We start from the raw sequence: 19602 nt of genomic DNA, 5'->3' as shown, positions 1-19602 counted from the left end.
TATAATTGTTTTGTTTATCGTAAAAATAACATTCACAATTGAAGAAGCAATCTAATTTCCTGATTAGTTGTAGATAAATTTAAGGAAATGGGCCTAATTTGTTATGAAAAAATAAGGGGATAACGACAAAAACTACTTTAGTCATTAAAATACTAATTGCAGAAAAATAGGAAGTGATTTCTGAAAATTGAGAGACTAGATTTCTAATTGCTATTTTCGATTCATCAAAGTATTAAATTCTTTTGCAATACTTTTTAGTTTTAGATAATTTGCTATGGAATGAAAAGGAGATTTAGTTTCATTTCTACCTAAAGTGATTAAGTTTATAAAGATCTGATTTCCGTCAAAGAGTACTGTTAATGATTTTCCCCAACTAAATAAACCATTGTTTTTTTTACTTCTTAACATATATAAACCAGTGTTATTAATCTGTAATTCAGGGAATCTTTTTGATAAAACTTCAACAAATATTTTCCGGTCTTTTTCCGGGTTTAGCATTTCAATTTTCAGCAGTTTATAGATATAATACCAAGAAACTAAGACAAGAATATTTAAAGAAATAAGTGTAATTGTAGCGGATTCACTTATTGCATTTTTAGGGTTTAAAATCAGTAATATAGAAAAGACAGTCCAAGTTGAGTAAACAAGAATTTCGAAAATCTTTTCTAGCACATATTCCCAATTTCGTTTGAATATTATTCTTTCTTTTTGAATGCTCTTTTGTTGGTCTATTCTGAGGCTCAATTTTTTAGTTTTTTTATTGTGTGTGGAACGAGTGTAAAAAAAAATTAACCTAAATATCAAAGCTTGCTTATTTCCTTTTTTATAAAGTATAACCAATTCTTAGGTGGAAATGTGGTGTGTATTGGTTTCTTCTATCGGCTCCATCTACATTCAGGTAATTACCATTGTTATAATTGTCTTTCAGGTAGACGACACGGTAACCTAATCCAATTGCTGTTTCATAGGTAAAATGGCTGCCTATTTGTCGTTTTATTCCCCAAGTAGGGATAATAGCAAGATCTGCGGTTTTTGTTATTTTATCATCTAAGCCCAAAACAAACCAATCTGGATGATAGCTCGTTTTGATCGAAATATAATTTCCACTATTTTTAGTTGTTACATAGCCTTTAGTATTTCTTTTTTCTAAATTATAATAATATCTTGGTTCTATTGTTAGTACCGGTTGTAAGATGAATCCAGCTCCATCATAATGATCACCTACTGTAAAATCATGTTCAATTCCTATTTCGGTTCTTAAAGCAATACTATTGGATAACTTACTTTCGTTGTTAAGCCAGATTCCGGCAAGTCCAGTTTGAATTCCAAACATTGATTTTTCAACAGAATTATTTTGAGCGTTTGCTCCTAAGGTTAGTCCTAAAAATAGGAAAGCTATTGTTCTTTTCATTTGTAAATTGTGTTGAAATGGAATTTTTTATGGTTAAAGCTTTTCTTGAATTTCGAAGCTAAATTAATAATATTTCAGATAATGACTACAGATTGTTAAAGTTATTCTCATAAAATATTTCTTAAGTATTTAATAAATTAAAAGCACTTTCTTTTGAATAGACTGCCCTTTTTTTAGCTAAAAACAGACAGCAATAATGCTGTTTGCTAACTAGTTCTACATGCCAGTTTAAATGCCGCTAATATTTGACTTTTTTCCATAAAAAATGCCCCAAATAGTGTCTAACTTTTTGGGGCAGTATAGTATTGGTCTTTTTTTTATCTTTTGTTATGTCCTGGTGCGTAGTGTTTTGCACTTTTATCGCCATTAATTTTTTTGGCTTGCCCTGGTGGGATTCTTTTCGCTTTGTAATTTGAACTGTGTGTTGTTGTTCTGAAGCTACAGCTTGACAATGACACAGTAAACAGAATAACCAGTAGGGTTACAGCAAATTTTGAAGTTTTAGTAACTTTCATAATTTAAAATATTTTTTAGACTGCGAATTTAAGTGTTATTATTTGAACTTATAATTATTTTTTGGAGTAACGCAATAATCTAATTGCATATCTCCTTCATGTACATCATCGATTAGCTCTTCAGCATCAAAGAAGGAAAGTCCAATTTTAATCGTTTCGGGTTTACATTCAGAGAGGAATTTATCATAAAAACCTTTACCATAACCCACGCGATGTCCTTTTTTATCGAAGGCTAAAAGCGGAACAAAAACAACTTCTATTTTGTTAGAAGGCACTTCGATACCATCAACAGGTTCTGGAATATTGTATTCGTTTTTCTTGATTTTGGTATTATCTGTCAGTAGATAATGCATCATTTTTCTGGTCTCAAAATCGCTTTTAGAAATAATAATTTCCTTGTCTTTGCCAGAAAGCAAATGCAAAATGAATTCGGTATCGACTTCTTTATGTTCTGTTATGGGTAAGAAAATATGAAAATAGGTTTTTTGCCAAATAGGAAGTGTTAGTAGTTTATTGGCAACAGCCAAACTCAATTCTTCTATTTCGCTGATAGAAAGTTTTTGTCTTAGATTTTTGTATTTCTTTCGTAAAACTTTTTTATTGTTTTCCATCTGCAATCTTTTTAGATATATGATAAACTGCATCACCCTGATAAACAATTGGAGAAAGATTTGCGTTTATGATGTAGCCGTCATTAGGCGCGTTTACTGTTTGTTCAAATTCGCCAAATGGATCTGTAATGATCGCAAGTAGCGTTCCTTTTTGAACATAGCGACCTATACAACCATTATCGTGCAATAAACCGGAACATTGCGCTCGTATCCATGATGATTTTTCAATATAAATGGTATTAGACTCTGGTTCCTCAATAGCGTGTTCTGGTCCTAACATGTCAAGATACCTCAGTATTCTTTTTGCACCATGAACGCCAGAATCTGAAACAGCCGTATTAATATTAAGCGATTTTCCGCCTTCAAAAAGCAACATTTTTACATTCAACGCTTCACTAGAATTCCTAAAGGAACCGGCAACGTTTTTAGAAAATAACGTAAATGGAGCGTTAAAAACATTGGCTAATGTTATTAATTCGGGGTTATTTGGAGCAATTCGAATCTGTGGAGCGTTGAAACGGCTGGCACCTCCCGAGTGAAAATCTACAGCGTAATCAACTAAGGGCATAATTTCAGTATTCATATGGTAGGCAAAGCGGCTGGCCAGAGAACCTTTTTTACGCCCTGGAAAAACACGATTCAAATCTCGGCCATCAGGGAACTTCCTGCTTTTATTAAGGAAGCCAAACATGTTAATAACAGGAATGCAAATGATTGTCCCTCTTGTAGGTTTGTTAATTTTCTTACTGATAAGTTGGCGAACAATCTCCACTCCATTGATTTCATCACCATGAATTCCCGCTGAAAAAAGGACAGTAGGACCTTCAATTTTAGAACGATGGATAATTATTGGAATTTTCAGCTCTGCCGTGTTGTGCAGTTTAGCAATTTCCATGTCCACTGTTTTGCTTTCGCCTGGTAGAATAGATTCTCCTAAAATGAATATGGGTTTTGTGTTTTTCATGGTGGATTAAAAAATCAAAATTAGAGATTATTATTTGTTATTCGTAAATTTGGACTTAAATAGACAAATAACTTCAAACTAATAAGGTCAATATACATCCCACTTAATTAAGATGTGTCTTTGTGAAATAACATTATAATGCAAAACCCAACGCTCGAACTTCAAATTCAAACCTTACCTGATGGTCCTGGTGTATATCAATACTATGACAAAGAAGGGAAAATTTTGTATGTGGGGAAAGCTAAGAATTTGAAAAAAAGAGTGTCTTCCTATTTTAATAAAATTCATGATACAGCCAAAACCAATGTATTGGTAAAAAAGATTGTAAGTATAAAACATATTGTTGTTCCTACGGAAACTGATGCACTTTTACTAGAAAACAACCTTATAAAAACCTTGCAGCCGCGATACAATGTATTGTTGCGTGATGATAAAAGTTACCCTTGGATTTGTATTAAAAAAGAGCCTTTTTCCCGAATTTTTGCTACTCGAAGAATGGTGAAAGATGGTTCGGAGTATTTTGGTCCATACACAAGTTTTAAAACCGTAAATACTATTCTGGAACTTATAAAAGAGCTTTATCCGCTAAGAACATGTAATTATGATTTAAGTAAATCAAACATAGAAAGTGGGAAATTTAAGGTTTGCCTCGAATACCATATTGGCAATTGTAAAGGGCCTTGTGAAGGACTTGAATCTTTAGAAAATTATCAGAGTCAGGTCGACGCTATTCGAGAAATACTAAAAGGAAATTTCAAAGAGAGCATGAAAGACTTCAAGAGAGTCATGATGGAGTTAGCTCGGGATATGCATTTTGAAGAAGCGCAGAAAATCAAGGAAAAAATTGAAGTGCTTGAGAATTATCAGTCACGCTCCACGATTGTAAACCCGAAAATTACGAACATTGATGTGTTTTCGATAGTTTCTGATGAAAGTGCCGCTTATGTCAACTTTTTACAAATTTCTCATGGTTCGATTATTCGATCACATACCATGGAAATCAAGAAAAAACTGGAGGAAACGGATGTCGAATTATTAGAATTAGCAATAATCGAACTCCGAGAGCGTTTTCAGTTGTTGTCCAGAGAAGTTATTGTTCCGTTTGCTGTTGAATTAGGGGAGAATTTAAAAATTACCGTTCCGCAATTAGGGGATAAAAAACAAATATTAGATCTTTCTATTCGAAATGCAAAATTCTATAGAATTGAACAATTGAAGCAATTGCAAATTGTAGATCCAGACCGTCATACCAATAGGATTATGGCGCAAATGCAAAAAGACTTGCGATTGCCGGTCGAGCCAAGACATATTGAATGTTTTGATAATTCGAATATTCAAGGAACGAATCCAGTTGCGGCTTGTGTCGTTTTTAAAGATGGAAAACCAAGTAAGAAAGACTATCGCCATTTTAATATAAAAACGGTTGAAGGTCCTGATGATTTTGCTTCGATGACTGAGGTCGTGTATCGAAGGTATAAAAGATTACTAGATGAAAACCAACCTTTGCCACAGCTCATAATTATTGACGGCGGAAAAGGACAACTATCGGCAGCACTAAAAAGTTTAGATGATTTAGAATTGAGAGGAAAAATAGCGATAATTGGTATCGCAAAACGACTGGAGGAATTGTTTTATCCTGGAGATTCAGTCCCTTTATATTTAGATAAAAAATCAGAAACTTTGAAAGTGATTCAGCAATTGCGAAATGAGGCACATCGCTTTGGGATCACACATCATAGGGATCAAAGGAGTAAAGCAGCGCTGAATTCCTCGATAGAATCCATTCCTGGAATTGGCGAAAAAACGATGTTGTCGTTAATACAACATTTTAAAAGTGTTAAAAGATTGAAATTAGCGACAGAAAAGGAAATTTCTGTCGTTATTGGTGTTTCAAAAGCCAAAAAAATTGTCGACTTTTACAAAATGGTAACTGAATGACCTTAAAATAAATAGTATTTAAATAATCAGAAATACCATCAAAATCCGTACTCCTTATATGAAAAAACAGTCTTTTCTACTTTTAGTTTTCTTTAGTTGTTTGAGCTTGTTTTCACAAGAGCAGCACAGACCAAAAGTAGGATTGGTATTAAGCGGAGGTGGAGCAAAAGGTTTTGCTCATATCGGGGTTTTGAAAGTGTTGGAGGAAGCAGGGTTAAAGATCGACTACATTGGAGGAACAAGTATGGGGTCAGTTGTTGGTGGACTTTATGCCTCAGGATATACTGCAACTCAGATCGATTCTATATTTGGTTCTACAAATTTTGATGAGTTAATAAATGATTTCATTCCAAGGTCTTCCAAGAATTTTTACGAGAAAAAAAACGATGAATTGTATGCCCTTGTATTACCGTTCAATAAATTTAAAATTGGAATACCAGAAGCGCTTTCGAAAGGAATGTATAATTTTAATTTATTAAGTAGACTTACAAGACACGTAAGGCATTTACGAGACTTCAATCAACTACCAATCCCTTTTTTATGCATTGCTTCGGATATTGAAACTGGTAAGCAAGTGGTTTTAGATAAAGGCAATCTTGCACAAGCCATGATCGCTAGTTCTGCATTTCCATCCTTGTTTTCTCCAGTCGAGATAGACGGTGCGCTTTTAGTAGATGGCGGTGTGACTAATAATTATCCGATTGATGAAATAAGAAAACTTGGCGCAGATATAATCATTGGCGTAGATGTGCAAGACGATTTAAGAGATCGGAACTCGCTCAAAGATGCCACGAAAATTTTAGTTCAAATTACAAACCTTCATTCGATAGAAAAAATGAAGCGAAATGTATTGAAAACCGATATTTACATCAAACCAAATATTAAGGATTTTGGAGTTATATCATTCGATAAAGGAAAAGAAATTATTTTAAAAGGGGAGGAAGCTACATTTGCAGTTTATGAAAAAATAAAAGAATTAGTAGATGAATCAAATTTCTATCGAAAGCCTAAATTAGTACTTCCAACAGATAGTTTGCAAATTGTAGGTATAAATTCTAGCGAATTAGATAATTATACTAAGGATTATGTGATAGGGAAATTACGGTTTAAGTCAGGAACTAAAATTAGTTATAAGCAGTTAGAGACTGGGATGAATAATATAAATGCGACGGGTAATTTTAGAACTATTAATTATACGTTTGATTCTAATAATGAAGGAGACGACTTGAATCTTATCTTGAAAGAAAATAAAACAAAATCCTATCTAAAATTTGGGTTGCATTATGACGGTTTGTTTAAGAGCGCAGTCTTAGTGAACTTAACCCGTAAAAAAACATTGTTTAAAAATGATGTGGCATCCCTGGATATTGCTCTTGGAGACAACTTCAGGTATAATTTTGGGTATTATATTGAAAACGGATACAATCTAAGTTTTGGATTTAAATCCTTTTTTAATCAGTTCAATAAAAATATAACTGGTGCAATAAGTAATGCAGATCTCGAAAACTTAGGGATAAATGCAATAAACGTAGATTTTTCGGACATGACAAATCAGGTTTATTTTCAATCCTTATTTGTGCAAAAGTTTCTAATAGGAGGAGGTTTAGAGTATAAATTATTGAAGATTAAATCCGAAACATTAGCCAATAGCAATCCAACAATCGACAAAAGTGATTATTTAAGTGTTTTTGGATATTTAAATTATGATTCCTTTGATAACAAGTCTTTTCCTAGAAAAGGATGGTATTTTTCTGGAGATATTCAATCTTTTTTAGTTTCGTCGGACTATACAAAAACGTTTAATCCGTTTTCTATTGCAAAAACTGATTTTGGATTTGCAGCAACACTTTTAAAAAACACTACAATTAAAATTCAAACAGAAGCTGGATTTGCATTTGGTGATGACAGTGTTAATTTCTTCAATTTTGTATTGGGAGGTTATGGTTACAATCAAATCAATAATTTCAGGCATTTTTATGGATATGATTTTTTAAGTATAGCAGCCAATAGTTACGTAAAGTCTACAGCGACAATTGATTATGAGTTTGTGAAAAAGAATCATTTTAATATTTCGGCAAATTTTGCCAACTTAGGCGACAGAATGTTTGAAAACATCAATTGGGTAGCACTGCCAAAATATTCTGGTTACGCAGTTGGTTATGGTTTAGAAACTATAATTGGTCCAATAGAAATTAAGCACACTTGGTCTCCAGAAACTAAAATGGGGCATACTTGGTTTAGTGTAGGTTTTTCATTTTAAATTTAATTTATATCAATATTAATTCCGATATTTGTTACAATGAAAACAAAATGGCTAGGTTTATTGGATTATCTTCAATTCCTCATCAAGAGAAATCCTGAGTGAGTAACTATTTTTTGATTTAACTTAGTGCGTTGTAAAGTAATCTCTACTTTACGCTGTTAAACTTATAAATAAACAATCATGCCATTATATCATAAATTGGGGACTTTCCCTCAAAAAAGACACACACAATTTGAAAAACCGGAAGGAGGTTTTTACTACGAGCAACTCTTTGGAACAGAGGGTTTTCATGGGAATTCTGCATTGCTGTATCACGTCAATAGACCTACCCAAGTAAAAGAAATTATTAAGTCTTATTCTGTAGAGCCTAAAATTGCCATTGGTAAAAATATTAAATCTTTACTATTAAAAGGGTTTGATTTAAAAGCTGAAGATGATTTTCTTGACAGTCGCAAAGCATTGCTTGTGAATAAAGACTGTACAATAGGACTAGCGGCTCCAAAGAAATCATTGCGCGAGTATTTTTATAAAAATGCTGATGCTGATGAAATGATCTTCATTCACAAAGGGAAAGGGAAATTGCGCACCATGATGGGAAACATCCCATTTGAGTATGGAGATTACCTGATTGTTCCAAGAGGAATTATCTATCAAATTGATTTTGAAACCGAAGACAATAGATTGCTTTATGTAGAATCATTCGCGCCAATTTATACGCCAAAACGTTATAAAAATGAGTCAGGACAGCATCTAGAACACGCTCCGTTTTGTGAACGCGATTTTATTTTGCCAAATGAATTAGAAACTCATAATGAAAAAGGAGACTTTCTAATTAAGATCAAGAAAGAAGGAATGATTCATGAGGTTGTTTATGCAACGCATCCTTTTGATGTAGTAGGTTGGGATGGCTACAATTTTCCTTATGGCTTCAGTATTCATAATTTCGAACCTATAACAGGACGTGTTCATCAGCCGCCACCAGTTCATCAAACATTTGAAACATCCACTTTTGTGATTTGTTCCTTTGTGCCAAGGTTGTACGATTACCATCCGAAAGCAATTCCTGCTCCCTACAATCATAGTAATGTCGATAGCGATGAAGTATTGTATTATGTTGACGGTGATTTTATGAGTAGAAATAATATCGAACAAGGACATATCACTTTACATCCAAAAGGAATTCCCCACGGCCCAGCTCCAGGAGCTATGGAACGCAGTATTGGTCACACAGAAACTCAGGAATTGGCTGTTATGGTCGATACTTTTAGAACACTTATGGTAACCGAAGAGGCAATGGGAATCGATGATGGTCAATATTATAAATCGTGGGTAGAATAGTCATTTCGAGGAACGAAGCAATCACACTTAGTATATTAATTTAAATAAGGAGCTTTTTCCTGCTATTCGTTACAAACGAAGTTTATTGAACTCCAATGAAAATATAAACAAAGTGAAGTAATCTTTTTTTCGGTTAAAAAACCTTAAAAAAGGATTTTTACTACTATCAGGGCTAGGCTTTAGAACAATCAACAACATTTTCGGTCATAATAAAAAACCGAATTACAAAAAATAAATAAAATGGCAAAAGAAGTAAAATCAGTAGAATACGGACTAGAAAAAATATTTGAAGGAGCACAAGATTTCCTTCCTCTATTAGGAACAGATTATGTAGAATTCTATGTAGGAAATGCTAAACAATCAGCTCATTATTATAAAACGGCTTTTGGATACCAATCATTAGCTTATGCAGGCCTAGAGACAGGAGTAAAAGACCGTACGTCTTATGTGTTGAAACAAGATAAGATACGCATTGTTCTTACCACGCCTTTAATTCAAGATTCTCCTATACATGAACATCTAAGAAAACATGGAGATGGAGTAAAAGTAGCGGCTCTTTGGGTAGAAGATGCTACAAGTGCTTATGAAGAAACAATGAAGCGTGGAGCTCGTTCTTTTATGGAGCCTACAGTAGAGAAAGATGAGCATGGTGAAGTAATACGATCCGGAATTTATACTTATGGAGAAACGGTTCATATTTTTGTGGAGCGTAAAAACTATAATGGTGTTTTTTTACCAGGATATAAAGAATGGAAATCAGACTACAATCCAGAATCAACGGGATTAAAATACATTGACCACATGGTAGGGAATGTAGGTTGGAATGAGATGAATACCTGGGTGAAGTTTTATGAAGAGGTAATGGGATTTGTAAATTTCCTATCTTTTGATGACAAGCAAATTAATACAGAATACTCGGCCTTGATGAGTAAGGTGATGTCTAATGGAAACGGACGCATCAAGTTCCCTATTAACGAACCGGCCGAAGGAAAGAAGAAATCACAAATAGAGGAGTACTTAGATTTCTACGGTGGGCCAGGAATACAGCATATTGCCATCGCCACTGATGATATTATTAAAACAGTAAGTGAGTTAAAGGCTAGAGGTGTGGAATTTTTATCTGCTCCACCTCATACTTATTATCAGGCGATTCCAGAAAGATTAGGCGATCACATGAAAATGATGAAAGAGGATTTAAATGAAATCGAGAAGTTGGCGATTATGGTAGATGCAGATGAGGAAGGTTATCTACTACAAATCTTTACAAAACCAGTCCAAGATAGGCCAACTTTATTTTTTGAGATTATTCAAAGAATGGGAGCTAAAGGTTTCGGTGCAGGTAATTTTAAAGCTTTATTTGAGTCTATAGAGAGAGAACAAGCATTGCGAGGAACGTTGTAAAAAGATGTTTTTTTTGCATTATGTGAAAAAATAACTGCCAAAAAAGAGGTGTTTTTGTGAATGATGTGTTAAACTTTTTTTTTTGATAAAAAATGTAGTTTTGTTGCATACCTTTGCACTCGCAAAATGGAAGGGGTGGTTTCCTTCCGTATTGATATAAATTTCATAATTTATAGTTTTTTGGTTAGTTAATAGCATAAAAACTCAGTCATTATTTGACTGAGTTTTTTTGTTTTGATATATTTGGAACAAAATTTGCAACTACAGTCAATAAACAGACAAAAATAAGCTATGAAAAAATTCGTACTATTCTTACTATTGATGTTAACCGTAAGCTTTGATTCTCCACAAGAAGATGCTTACGATGTGGGCGAGTGGTTTAAATTCAGAATCCATTATGGTTTTGTTAATGCGGGATATGCAACCCTAGAGGTAAAAGACGCCGTGTACAATAATAAAAAAACTTTTCATGTTGTAGGAAAAGGATTTACTACTGGAATGTCTCGTTTTTTTTTCAAAGTAGAAGATGTCTATGAAAGTTATATTGAAAAGGCAACCGGTAATCCCCTTCGATTTGTAAGGAAGATCAATGAAGGCGGATATATTAAAAATCAAGAAGGTTTTTTTAATCAATCAAGCAACAGTGTTTTAGTTAAAGATTATAAAAACAGAAACGAGAAAACGTTTGTTACTCCACAAGATACCCAAGATATTTTATCCGCGTTTTATTATTTAAGAAATTACCCTAATATTGATAAAATTAATCCAGGAGAGTCTATCGCGATCAATATGTTCATCGATGATGAAACCACCAAATTTAAGTTAAAGTTTGTAGGTCGTGAAGATATTACAACTAAATTTGGCGTCGTGTCATCCATGATCTTTAAACCTTTAGTACAATCTGGTCGTGTTTTTAAAGAAAAAGAAAGTCTTACGGTCTGGATTTCAGATGATGATAATAGACTGCCTATTCGAATAAAAGCCGATCTAGCAGTAGGATCTATAAAGGCAGACTTGGATGCATTTAAAGGACTGAACCATCCATTTAAAATAAAAAAATAATGAAGATTACTGAGAATGCAGAGGCTATTTTAAACAAAATTGATGAAAAATATGCAGCCATAAATCAAAAAACAGAGACGCAGCTTGAAGGCTTACTTTGGTCTAAACCCATTACCTATTGGGACTATATTCAGACTGATGCCTTATTAAATATACAAACCCAGAGAACTACACTTCCAGATGAAATGGTTTTTATCATGTATCATCAAGTGAATGAATTGATTTTTAAAATGATTCTATGGGAAATGAGCCAAATTTCCTATTGTCAAAATATCGAAGCCTCTTTTTTTGCAGAAAGATTAATGAGAATTAGTCGCTATTTTGATATGCTTACCACCTCTTTCAGTATTATGGAGAATGGAATGGAAGTAGAGCAATATATGAAGTTTAGAAATACCTTGACTCCAGCGAGTGGTTTTCAAAGTGCTCAGTACCGATTAATCGAATTTTCTTCGACTGATTTAATTAACCTTATTGATAATAGATATAGAGACGCTATTGATAGAAATACGCCTTATGAGCATGCGTTTGAACATTTATATTGGCAAGCAGCGGGTAAAGATTATGCAACTGGTAAAAAGTCGTATTTGCTAGAGGAATTTGAAAGAAAATACAAAAAAACGTTTTTAGCTCACATGGAGGAATACAATACGATCAATATCTGGCAGAAATTCAAACAGCTACCGGAGCTTGACCAGAAAAACCCTGAGTTAGTAAAAGCAATGCGTCATTTTGATTATACCGTTAATATTACCTGGGTAATGCAGCATTTAAACGTTGCTATAAAATACATTGACCAAAGTGGAAAAGGGACTGGAGAGGCAACTGGCGGCAGTGATTGGAAAAAATACATGCACCCAAAATACCAGCGAAGGATATTTTTTCCTGAGTTATGGAGTGCTGAGGAATTAGCAAACTGGGGTGTAGAAGTATAAGTTGAATTAAAAAAAAAACAAGGTTTGAAGCAAGTAGTAATCATTTTTATAGTATTAACAGCAATACTATCCTGCAATAAATCCAGTAAGAATCAAGAAATAGAGAGTAAAGTTAAGATCGTTAAACCCATTGCAGAGAACTCTGATTTTGGATTTAATTTTTCGGAATTTAATGTCGTTCACGATACCGTTAAAAAGGGAGATAATTTCGGTACAATTATAAGCAAACAAAATATTGGGAGCCTAAAAGTATATGACATTGTAAACAGTGTAAAAGATACTTTTGATGTTCGTGTTATTAAGCCAAATAAGGCATACACGATGCTTAGGTCTAAAGACAAAACAAATAAACTACAGGTTTTTGTATATCAACCAGATGCGTTGAATTATTATATATTTGATTTTCGCGACACTACCGTAGTGGCTTATAAAAAAACAAGACCTATTACTATTAAAAGACGTACAATAGGTGGTGTTTTAAAAGGATCATTATCTGAAACTTTGGGTAATGCTGGAGTAGAGGCTGCTTTAGCAAGTAGAATTGCAAAAATATATTCCTGGTCAATTGACTTTTTTAAACTAAAAAAGGGAGACCGATTTGCTGTTACTTTTACAGAAAGATTTATAAATGATTCCGTTTATAATGGAGTAGAAAATCTAGAAGCTTCTTTTTTCGAATACAAAGGCAAAATTATTTATGCCTTCCCATACATTCAAAACCCGGCATCTGGAAAAGTAGGCTATTATGACGAGGATGGAAAAACCTTAAAGAATTTCTTTCTTAAAACACCAATTAAATTCAGTAGACTGACTTCGCGGTTTTCAAGTAATAGGTATCATCCGGTACAACACCGATGGAAAGCCCATAAAGGAACTGATTATGCTGCTCCACATGGAACGCCTATAACAACTACAGCCTCAGGAACTGTTGAAAGAACGGGTTATACTGCAGGAAATGGTAATTATGTAAAGATAAAGCACAATGGTACTTACTCCACTCAATACCTACACATGTCTAAGATTTTGGTTCGTCGTGGTCAACATGTAAACCAAGGGGATGTTATAGGACGAGTAGGAAGTACAGGTCTAGCGACTGGTCCTCATGTATGTTATCGTTTTTGGAAAAACGGAAAACAGGTAGATGCTTTAAAATTAAAATTACCAGGAGGTGAGCCAATGACTAGTGCTAATAGAGCACGTTATTTAACGACTATTGCACCATTAAAAGCGGAGTTAGACAGTATTGGGAATTTATAAATTGAAATCCATACTGATAAAGCTTAGTTAAAGATGACATAGAGAAAGGAGCGCGATTATTTACTCAAATAATTGCGCTCCTTTACTTTTTACCATAATCTTTTCGGTTTTCTTTAAATTGTGATATAAATTAAAAGACCTAATCAATTAAAACTAATTTCAGTATTTTTGCAAAAATAGCATTAATACTTGAACTAAAAATAAAATGGCTTTAAACACAATAAACCCTACAAATACTGCTTCTTGGAGCAAGCTGCAGCAACATTTTGATGATATGCATAAGGTCACTATGCAAGATATGTTTCAAGAGGACGTTTCCAGAACAGCAAAATTCAACTTGAAATGGAATGATTTTCTAATAGATTATTCTAAGAACATTATCAAGCAAGAGACAATTGATCTTTTACTGGAATTGGCAAATGAGGTAGGTCTTAAAAAAGCAATTTCTGATTATTTTGATGGGGAGATTATTAATCAAACCGAAAATAGAGCGGTGCTTCATACTGCTTTAAGAGCAAAAGAATCAGCGGTTATAAATGTAGACGGACAAAATGTAGTTCCCGAAATTTATGAAGTAAAAAGAAAGATAAAAGCTTTTTCGAATGAAATAATTGCAGGCGAAAGAACTGGATATACAGGAAAGCCGTTTACTGATGTTGTAAATATCGGTATTGGAGGTTCTGATTTAGGTCCGGCGATGGTGGTTGAAGCCTTGCAGTTTTATAAAAATCAGTTAAATGTTCATTTTGTTTCAAACATCGATGGCGATCATGTAAATGAAATCTTAAAAAAGATAAATCCAGAAACGACACTTTTTGTTGTTGTTTCTAAAACATTTACCACACAAGAAACATTAACAAATTCGGAAACCATTAAAGCATGGTTTTTATCCCAGGAATTTGGAACAAAGCAAGAAGATATAGCCAAACATTTTGTGGCCGTTTCCACAAATATTCAAAAAGTGACCGAATTTGGAATTAATCCAGACAATGTTTTTCCAATGTGGGATTGGGTTGGTGGTCGTTTTTCATTATGGAGTGCCGTTGGATTAACCATTAGTTTGGCGGTAGGATTTGATAATTTTGATGAATTGTTACATGGTGCAAATGAAATGGACGATCATTTTAAAACTGCTGAATTTGATCAAAATATGCCGGTCGTTCTAGCTTTATTAAGTGTTTGGTACAATAACTTTTTTGGTGCCGAAAGTGAAGCTCTGATTCCTTATACGCAATACTTACAAAAATTAGCTCCTTATTTACAGCAGGGAACCATGGAAAGTAATGGTAAAAGTGTAGGGAGAGATGGAAATCCCATAAACTATGAGACTGGAACGATTATATGGGGAGAACCAGGAACGAATGCACAGCATGCTTTTTTCCAATTGATTCATCAGGGAACAAAGTTGATTCCTTCGGACTTCATTGGGTTTGTAAAGCCATTGTATGGTGATGATGAGCATCATGATAAACTAATGTCTAACTATTTTGCTCAGACGGAAGCTTTACTACACGGAAAAACGGAGGCAAAAGTGCAGGCTGAATTTAATAAACAAGGACTCGATGCCGAGAGGGTAAATTTTTTATTGCCGTTTAAAGTATTCGAGGGCAATAAGCCTACGAATACGATTCTGATTGAAAAACTGACACCAAAGTCTTTAGGATCTTTAATTGCATTGTATGAACATAAGATTTTTGTGCAAGGGATTATCTGGAATATTTTTAGTTTTGATCAATGGGGAGTAGAGCTTGGAAAACAATTAGCTAACTCGATCTTAGAGGAGATAAATTCGAAAGAAATAAAAAGCCACGATAGTTCCACAGCGTTTCTTTTGGACTATTATTTGAAAAATAAATAATTTTTTTGTTTTCTTACAATAAAAAGCCCATGTTTTCGATCGAAAACATGGGCTTTTTTTATTAGATACAGTCTAAATGGCTAGTGCAATGATGGTTGTATTGCTAGGGGGGGGCAGGTGCTCAACGTATTTCTTGTTAAATAAAATAAAATTTATTTTATTTTCTTAACAGTGTGTTAACTTAATTAGGTAAAAATGTTATAATTTTGCCGAAAATATTTTAAATTAAATATCATGAAAAAATTATTGAAGTTATTTTTAATACTAGTTGCATGTATGGGTGCGGGGACTAGTATTTATGCTCAAGGTAATACAACTTCTTCTATTAGTGGGGTGGTTTATGACAGTGGGTCAGAATCTTTGCCTGGTGCATCGATTCTTGCGACTCATGTTTCATCAGGGACACGTTATACAGCGTCAACTGATATTAGTGGTAATTTTAGAATTTCTAATATGAGAGTTGGAGGTCCTTATCAAGTAGTGATTACTTTTGTAGGATTTAGATCATATCAAGAGACTAATGTTTATCTACAATTAGGAGAGACAAAAAACTTTAAAGTAATTTTAGAAGATGAAGCTAGTGAGCTTAGAGAAGTAGTAGTTACGGGTGTTAAGAATAGCACGTTTAATTCAAAAAGGACAGGTGCTCAAACAGTAATTGATTCAGATAAAATTAAATCTTTACCTTCTCTTTCTCGTAATATAGCTGATTTTGCTAGATTAACACCACAAGCTCAATTGCGTGGCGATGATCAACTTTCAATAGGAGGTCAAAATAATAGATTCAATGCGATTTATATAGACGGAGCTGTTAGTAATGATGTTTTTGGTCTAGCTGCAAATGGTACAAATGGTGGTCAAACTGGTGTTAGTCCAATATCTGTTGATGCAATTGAGCAATTTCAAGTGAGTGTTGCTCCTTATGATGTAAAACTTTCTGGATTTGCAGGTGGAGCAATTAGTGCAATCACTCGTTCAGGAACTAACAACTTTGAAGGTTCAGCTTATTTTTTAAATAGAAATGAAGGTTTAGCTGCAAAAACGCCTCCTTCATTAGCGGGAACAAATCCTAGAACAAAGTTAGCTGATTTCTCTGCAAAAACTTATGGTGTAAGAGCTGGTGGATCTATTGTTGAAGATAAATTGTTTTATTTCATAAACTACGAAAAGCAGGATAACGAAACTCCACAGCCATTTGAATTATCTAATTATACAGGTCTTTCAGCAAATAGATTAGGAGAACTAAGAACTAAGCTTGCTACTTATGGATATGATCCAGGTTCTTTCGAAAATAACGTAAGAACTCTTGTAAGTGACAAATTGATTGGTAAATTAGACTGGAATATCAGCGATAATCATAAACTATCTTTGAAACACAGTTATGTAAAAGCTGAGAATTTTTCTCCAAGTAGATCTTCTGCAACTTCTATTAGTTTTATTAATGGTAGCCAGTTGTTTAAATCAACAACTAACTCAACAGCTTTAGAGTTAAATTCAAGATTTGGAAACAAATTTTCAAATAATTTAGTTGTTGCTTATACTAACGTGATTGATGATAGAGATGCATCAGGTGATCCATTTCCATCTGTTCAGATTTTTGATGGTTCTAATCAAAGTATTTATTTCGGAGCGGAAGGTTTTTCTACTGCAAATTTCTTGAGTCAAAAAGTATTGACTATTACTGATAATTTTGAAATTAATGCAGGAATAAGTACAATTACTATTGGAACTCACAATGAATTTTCATCTTCACGTAATGTGTTTTTTGGAAATAATTTCGGATCATACAGATATAGTAATTTAGATGATTTCTTAAATGGTGCTAAGCCAAACAGATTTCAAATGAACTACTCTTTGATTGGTGGTGAAGGTGATGAATCTTTAGGGGCCGCAGAATTTGGTACAAAGCAATTTGGAGTTTATGTTCAAAATGAAATGAGAGTAAGTGATAACTTTAAACTTTCATATGGTGTTAGAGTTGATGTTCCTGTATGGGAAGATGGATTAGTGAACGCTGATTTTAATACTAGAACATTAGGTTTACTAGAAGCTGCAGGTAAAGATTTAAAAGGAGCTCGCGTAGGTCAAGCTGTAAAAAGCACGGCTCACATTGCACCGCGTTTAGGATTTAATTATGATCTTAATGGTGAAAAAACAACTCAGTTCAGAGGTGGATTAGGAATATTTACTTCTAGATTGCCTTTAGTATGGCCTGGAGGAACTTATAATAATAATGGAATTTCTCAAGGAGCTATATCTATTACTAACTCAGCTCAAACTCCGGTATTTAATCCAAATCCAAGTGTAGCTAGTCAACTTCAACCGCTTCCTGCATCTTATCCACGTCCAGGATCGGGAGGAAAAGGAGGGAACATAGATATATTTGCTGCGGATTTTAAATTACCACAGGTATTTAAAGCAAGTTTTGCAGTAGATCAAAAGTTACCAGCAGGTTTTGTTTTTACATCTGAAATTACGTACAACGATAATATCAGTGCGATTAGATATGAGAACTTAAACATTAAAAATGCTTCGGGTAATTTAACAGGTGCAGATACTAGACCTCAATACAACGGAAACACTAGAGTAGATCCTACTTATTTAGGTGTTTACTTAGGTTCAAACACAGACGAAGGGAAAGCACATAACTATTCTTTTACATTGACTAAAAATTTCAGATCTGATTTTATCGATGCAAATATTTCTGGGACTTATTCTTATGGTAAATCTACAGTATTGTTAGACGCAACTTCTTCTCAAAACAGTTCTCAATGGAACAATACAGAAACAGTAAATGGAGCAAATTATCCTGCGCTATCTAGATCTGATTTCGATCAAGGAAGAAGGATTATTTCTAATGGTAATGCAACATTCAAATGGAGTAGTTTTACAAAAACAAGAATTGGTTTTTTCTACGAAGGAGCTCAGGGAACGCCAATAAGTTATGTGTATAACGATGCAGGTCGTTTGTTACAAGATACATTCTCTAATTCTGCATTGATTTATGTTCCAGCTTCACAAAGTGAAATTAGGTTAGTGTCTACTACTGCAAACCCTTTGACGCCTCAAGCACAATGGGATGCTCTTAGTGCTTTCATTGAAAGTAATGAGTATTTAAAAGGTAAAAAAGGTGGCTATGCAGAACGTAATGGTGATCGTTTAAAAACTTCGCATGTTGTAGATTTAAAATTCGCACAAGAATTTATTATCACTTCAGGAAAGAAGAAACATACTTTAGAATTTACTGCTGATATTTTTAACTTCACAAACCTTTTGAACAAAAATTGGGGTAAAAGATATTTTACAGGTTTCGACCAAGTTCAATTGCTTAAACAAGAGGGTTTCGTAACAGGTACAAAAACGCCAACATTTAGTTACAACCCAGATGTAGCTAATAACATTAATCAAGTTGATGATGTGGGTCTTAACTCATCAAGATGGCAAGTGCAAACAGGAGTTCGTTATACTTTTAACTAATTGCTAATAAGTTTTAAAAAACCCTCATTTCAAATCGAATTGAGGGTTTTTTTTATGCCTTTTTTTCTTATATTTGTTTTTAACAAAATAGAATATTTATGTACGAATTTTTAAGAGAATTTCATTCGGGGTGGGCTTATATTGCTCTTGTATTATTAGTAGTGGCAGTTGTTAATGCTTTGATGGGAATGTTTACCAAAAAAGAATTTACTGCCAAAGACAGGAAAATAGCTATTTTCGGATTGATTGGAACGCATACTCAGTTACTAATAGGATTGATTTTGTATTTTGTTTCGCCACTAGGTTTTGCTTCGTTGGGACAAATGTCTGATAAAGCATTGCGTTTAACTTCATTAGAGCACCCTCTAATTAATATTATTGCGATTACATTAATCACTATTGGTTGGTCAAAACATAAAAAAATGACAACAAGTGAGTCAAAATTTAAGACATTTTCGATCTTCTACGGATTGGGATTATTGCTTATATTGAGTAGAATTCCATGGTCAATGTGGTTCTAAAAATAATAAAAAAGCCCTATTTATAGGGCTTTTTTCATCAAGGTATGGTTT

General features: G+C 33.7%; 15 protein-coding genes. 10 read left to right on the top strand and 5 right to left on the bottom strand.

The features are described from left to right. Window positions 1-210: 210 nt before the first annotated feature. The 5 genes from FQU23_RS03205 to FQU23_RS03185 form a co-directional block, all read right to left on the bottom strand. Window positions 211-744 (bottom strand): hypothetical protein, encoded by a 534-nt coding sequence (locus FQU23_RS03205; protein ID WP_147672548.1) that lies wholly within the window; start codon window positions 742-744, stop codon window positions 211-213. Window positions 745-823: 79 nt separating this feature from the next. After that, window positions 824-1411 (bottom strand): hypothetical protein, encoded by a 588-nt coding sequence (locus tag FQU23_RS03200; protein WP_147672547.1) that lies wholly within the window; start codon window positions 1409-1411, stop codon window positions 824-826. Window positions 1412-1728: 317 nt separating this feature from the next. Further along, complete coding sequence (locus FQU23_RS03195) at window positions 1729-1926, bottom strand: hypothetical protein (RefSeq protein ID WP_132109059.1); 198 nt, start codon at window positions 1924-1926, stop codon at window positions 1729-1731. A 38-nt stretch (window positions 1927-1964) separates the two neighbouring features. Continuing rightward, window positions 1965-2537: a 5-formyltetrahydrofolate cyclo-ligase gene (locus tag FQU23_RS03190; RefSeq protein WP_147672546.1), complete on the bottom strand. Its 573-nt coding sequence runs from the start codon at window positions 2535-2537 to the stop codon at window positions 1965-1967. Beyond that, window positions 2524-3501 carry a succinylglutamate desuccinylase/aspartoacylase family protein gene (locus FQU23_RS03185; RefSeq protein WP_147672545.1) on the bottom strand — a complete coding sequence of 326 codons (978 nt, stop codon included), beginning with the start codon at window positions 3499-3501 and terminating at the stop codon, window positions 2524-2526. The genes FQU23_RS03190 and FQU23_RS03185 overlap by 14 nt, the downstream gene beginning before the upstream one ends. A 138-nt stretch (window positions 3502-3639) precedes the next feature. Here FQU23_RS03185 and uvrC point away from each other — a divergent pair, with 138 nt between their 5' ends. The 10 genes from uvrC to FQU23_RS03135 all read left to right on the top strand — a co-directional run bounded on the left by uvrC (window position 3640) and on the right by FQU23_RS03135 (window position 19551). Next, entirely contained in the window at window positions 3640-5439 is a 1800-nt protein-coding gene (uvrC, locus tag FQU23_RS03180) for an excinuclease ABC subunit UvrC (RefSeq protein ID WP_147672544.1), read from the top strand. Window positions 5440-5497: 58 nt separating this feature from the next. Further along, entirely contained in the window at window positions 5498-7699 is a 2202-nt protein-coding gene (locus FQU23_RS03175) for a patatin-like phospholipase family protein (RefSeq protein ID WP_147672543.1), read from the top strand. A 183-nt stretch (window positions 7700-7882) separates the two neighbouring features. Next, complete coding sequence (locus FQU23_RS03170; protein WP_147672542.1) at window positions 7883-9040, top strand: homogentisate 1,2-dioxygenase; 1158 nt, start codon at window positions 7883-7885, stop codon at window positions 9038-9040. Window positions 9041-9280: 240 nt separating this feature from the next. Beyond that, a complete protein-coding gene (gene hppD, locus FQU23_RS03165) occupies window positions 9281-10441 on the top strand; it encodes a 4-hydroxyphenylpyruvate dioxygenase (protein WP_147672541.1) in 1161 nt (386 codons plus the stop codon). A 291-nt stretch (window positions 10442-10732) separates the two neighbouring features. Further along, entirely contained in the window at window positions 10733-11503 is a 771-nt protein-coding gene (locus tag FQU23_RS03160) for a DUF3108 domain-containing protein (protein ID WP_147672540.1), read from the top strand. After that, window positions 11503-12438 (top strand): tryptophan 2,3-dioxygenase family protein, encoded by a 936-nt coding sequence (locus FQU23_RS03155; protein WP_147672539.1) that lies wholly within the window; start codon window positions 11503-11505, stop codon window positions 12436-12438. Before FQU23_RS03160 ends, FQU23_RS03155 begins: the two co-directional genes overlap by 1 nt. A 24-nt stretch (window positions 12439-12462) precedes the next feature. After that, window positions 12463-13695, top strand: a complete 1233-nt coding sequence (locus tag FQU23_RS03150; protein ID WP_147672538.1) for a M23 family metallopeptidase — start codon at window positions 12463-12465, stop codon at window positions 13693-13695. Between the two features lie 205 nt (window positions 13696-13900). Next, entirely contained in the window at window positions 13901-15553 is a 1653-nt protein-coding gene (gene pgi / locus FQU23_RS03145; protein ID WP_147672537.1) for a glucose-6-phosphate isomerase, read from the top strand. Between the two features lie 234 nt (window positions 15554-15787). Beyond that, window positions 15788-19030: a carboxypeptidase regulatory-like domain-containing protein gene (locus tag FQU23_RS03140; RefSeq protein ID WP_147672536.1), complete on the top strand. Its 3243-nt coding sequence runs from the start codon at window positions 15788-15790 to the stop codon at window positions 19028-19030. Between the two features lie 98 nt (window positions 19031-19128). Beyond that, complete coding sequence (locus FQU23_RS03135; protein WP_147672535.1) at window positions 19129-19551, top strand: hypothetical protein; 423 nt, start codon at window positions 19129-19131, stop codon at window positions 19549-19551. Window positions 19552-19602: the final 51 nt, after the last annotated feature.

Source organism: Flavobacterium sp. XN-5 (genome assembly GCF_008033395.2).
GTDB lineage: Bacteria > Bacteroidota > Bacteroidia > Flavobacteriales > Flavobacteriaceae > Flavobacterium > Flavobacterium hiemivividum.
The sequence above is the reverse complement of the archived record's forward strand: the minus strand, read 5'-3'. Positions and strand labels throughout refer to the sequence as shown.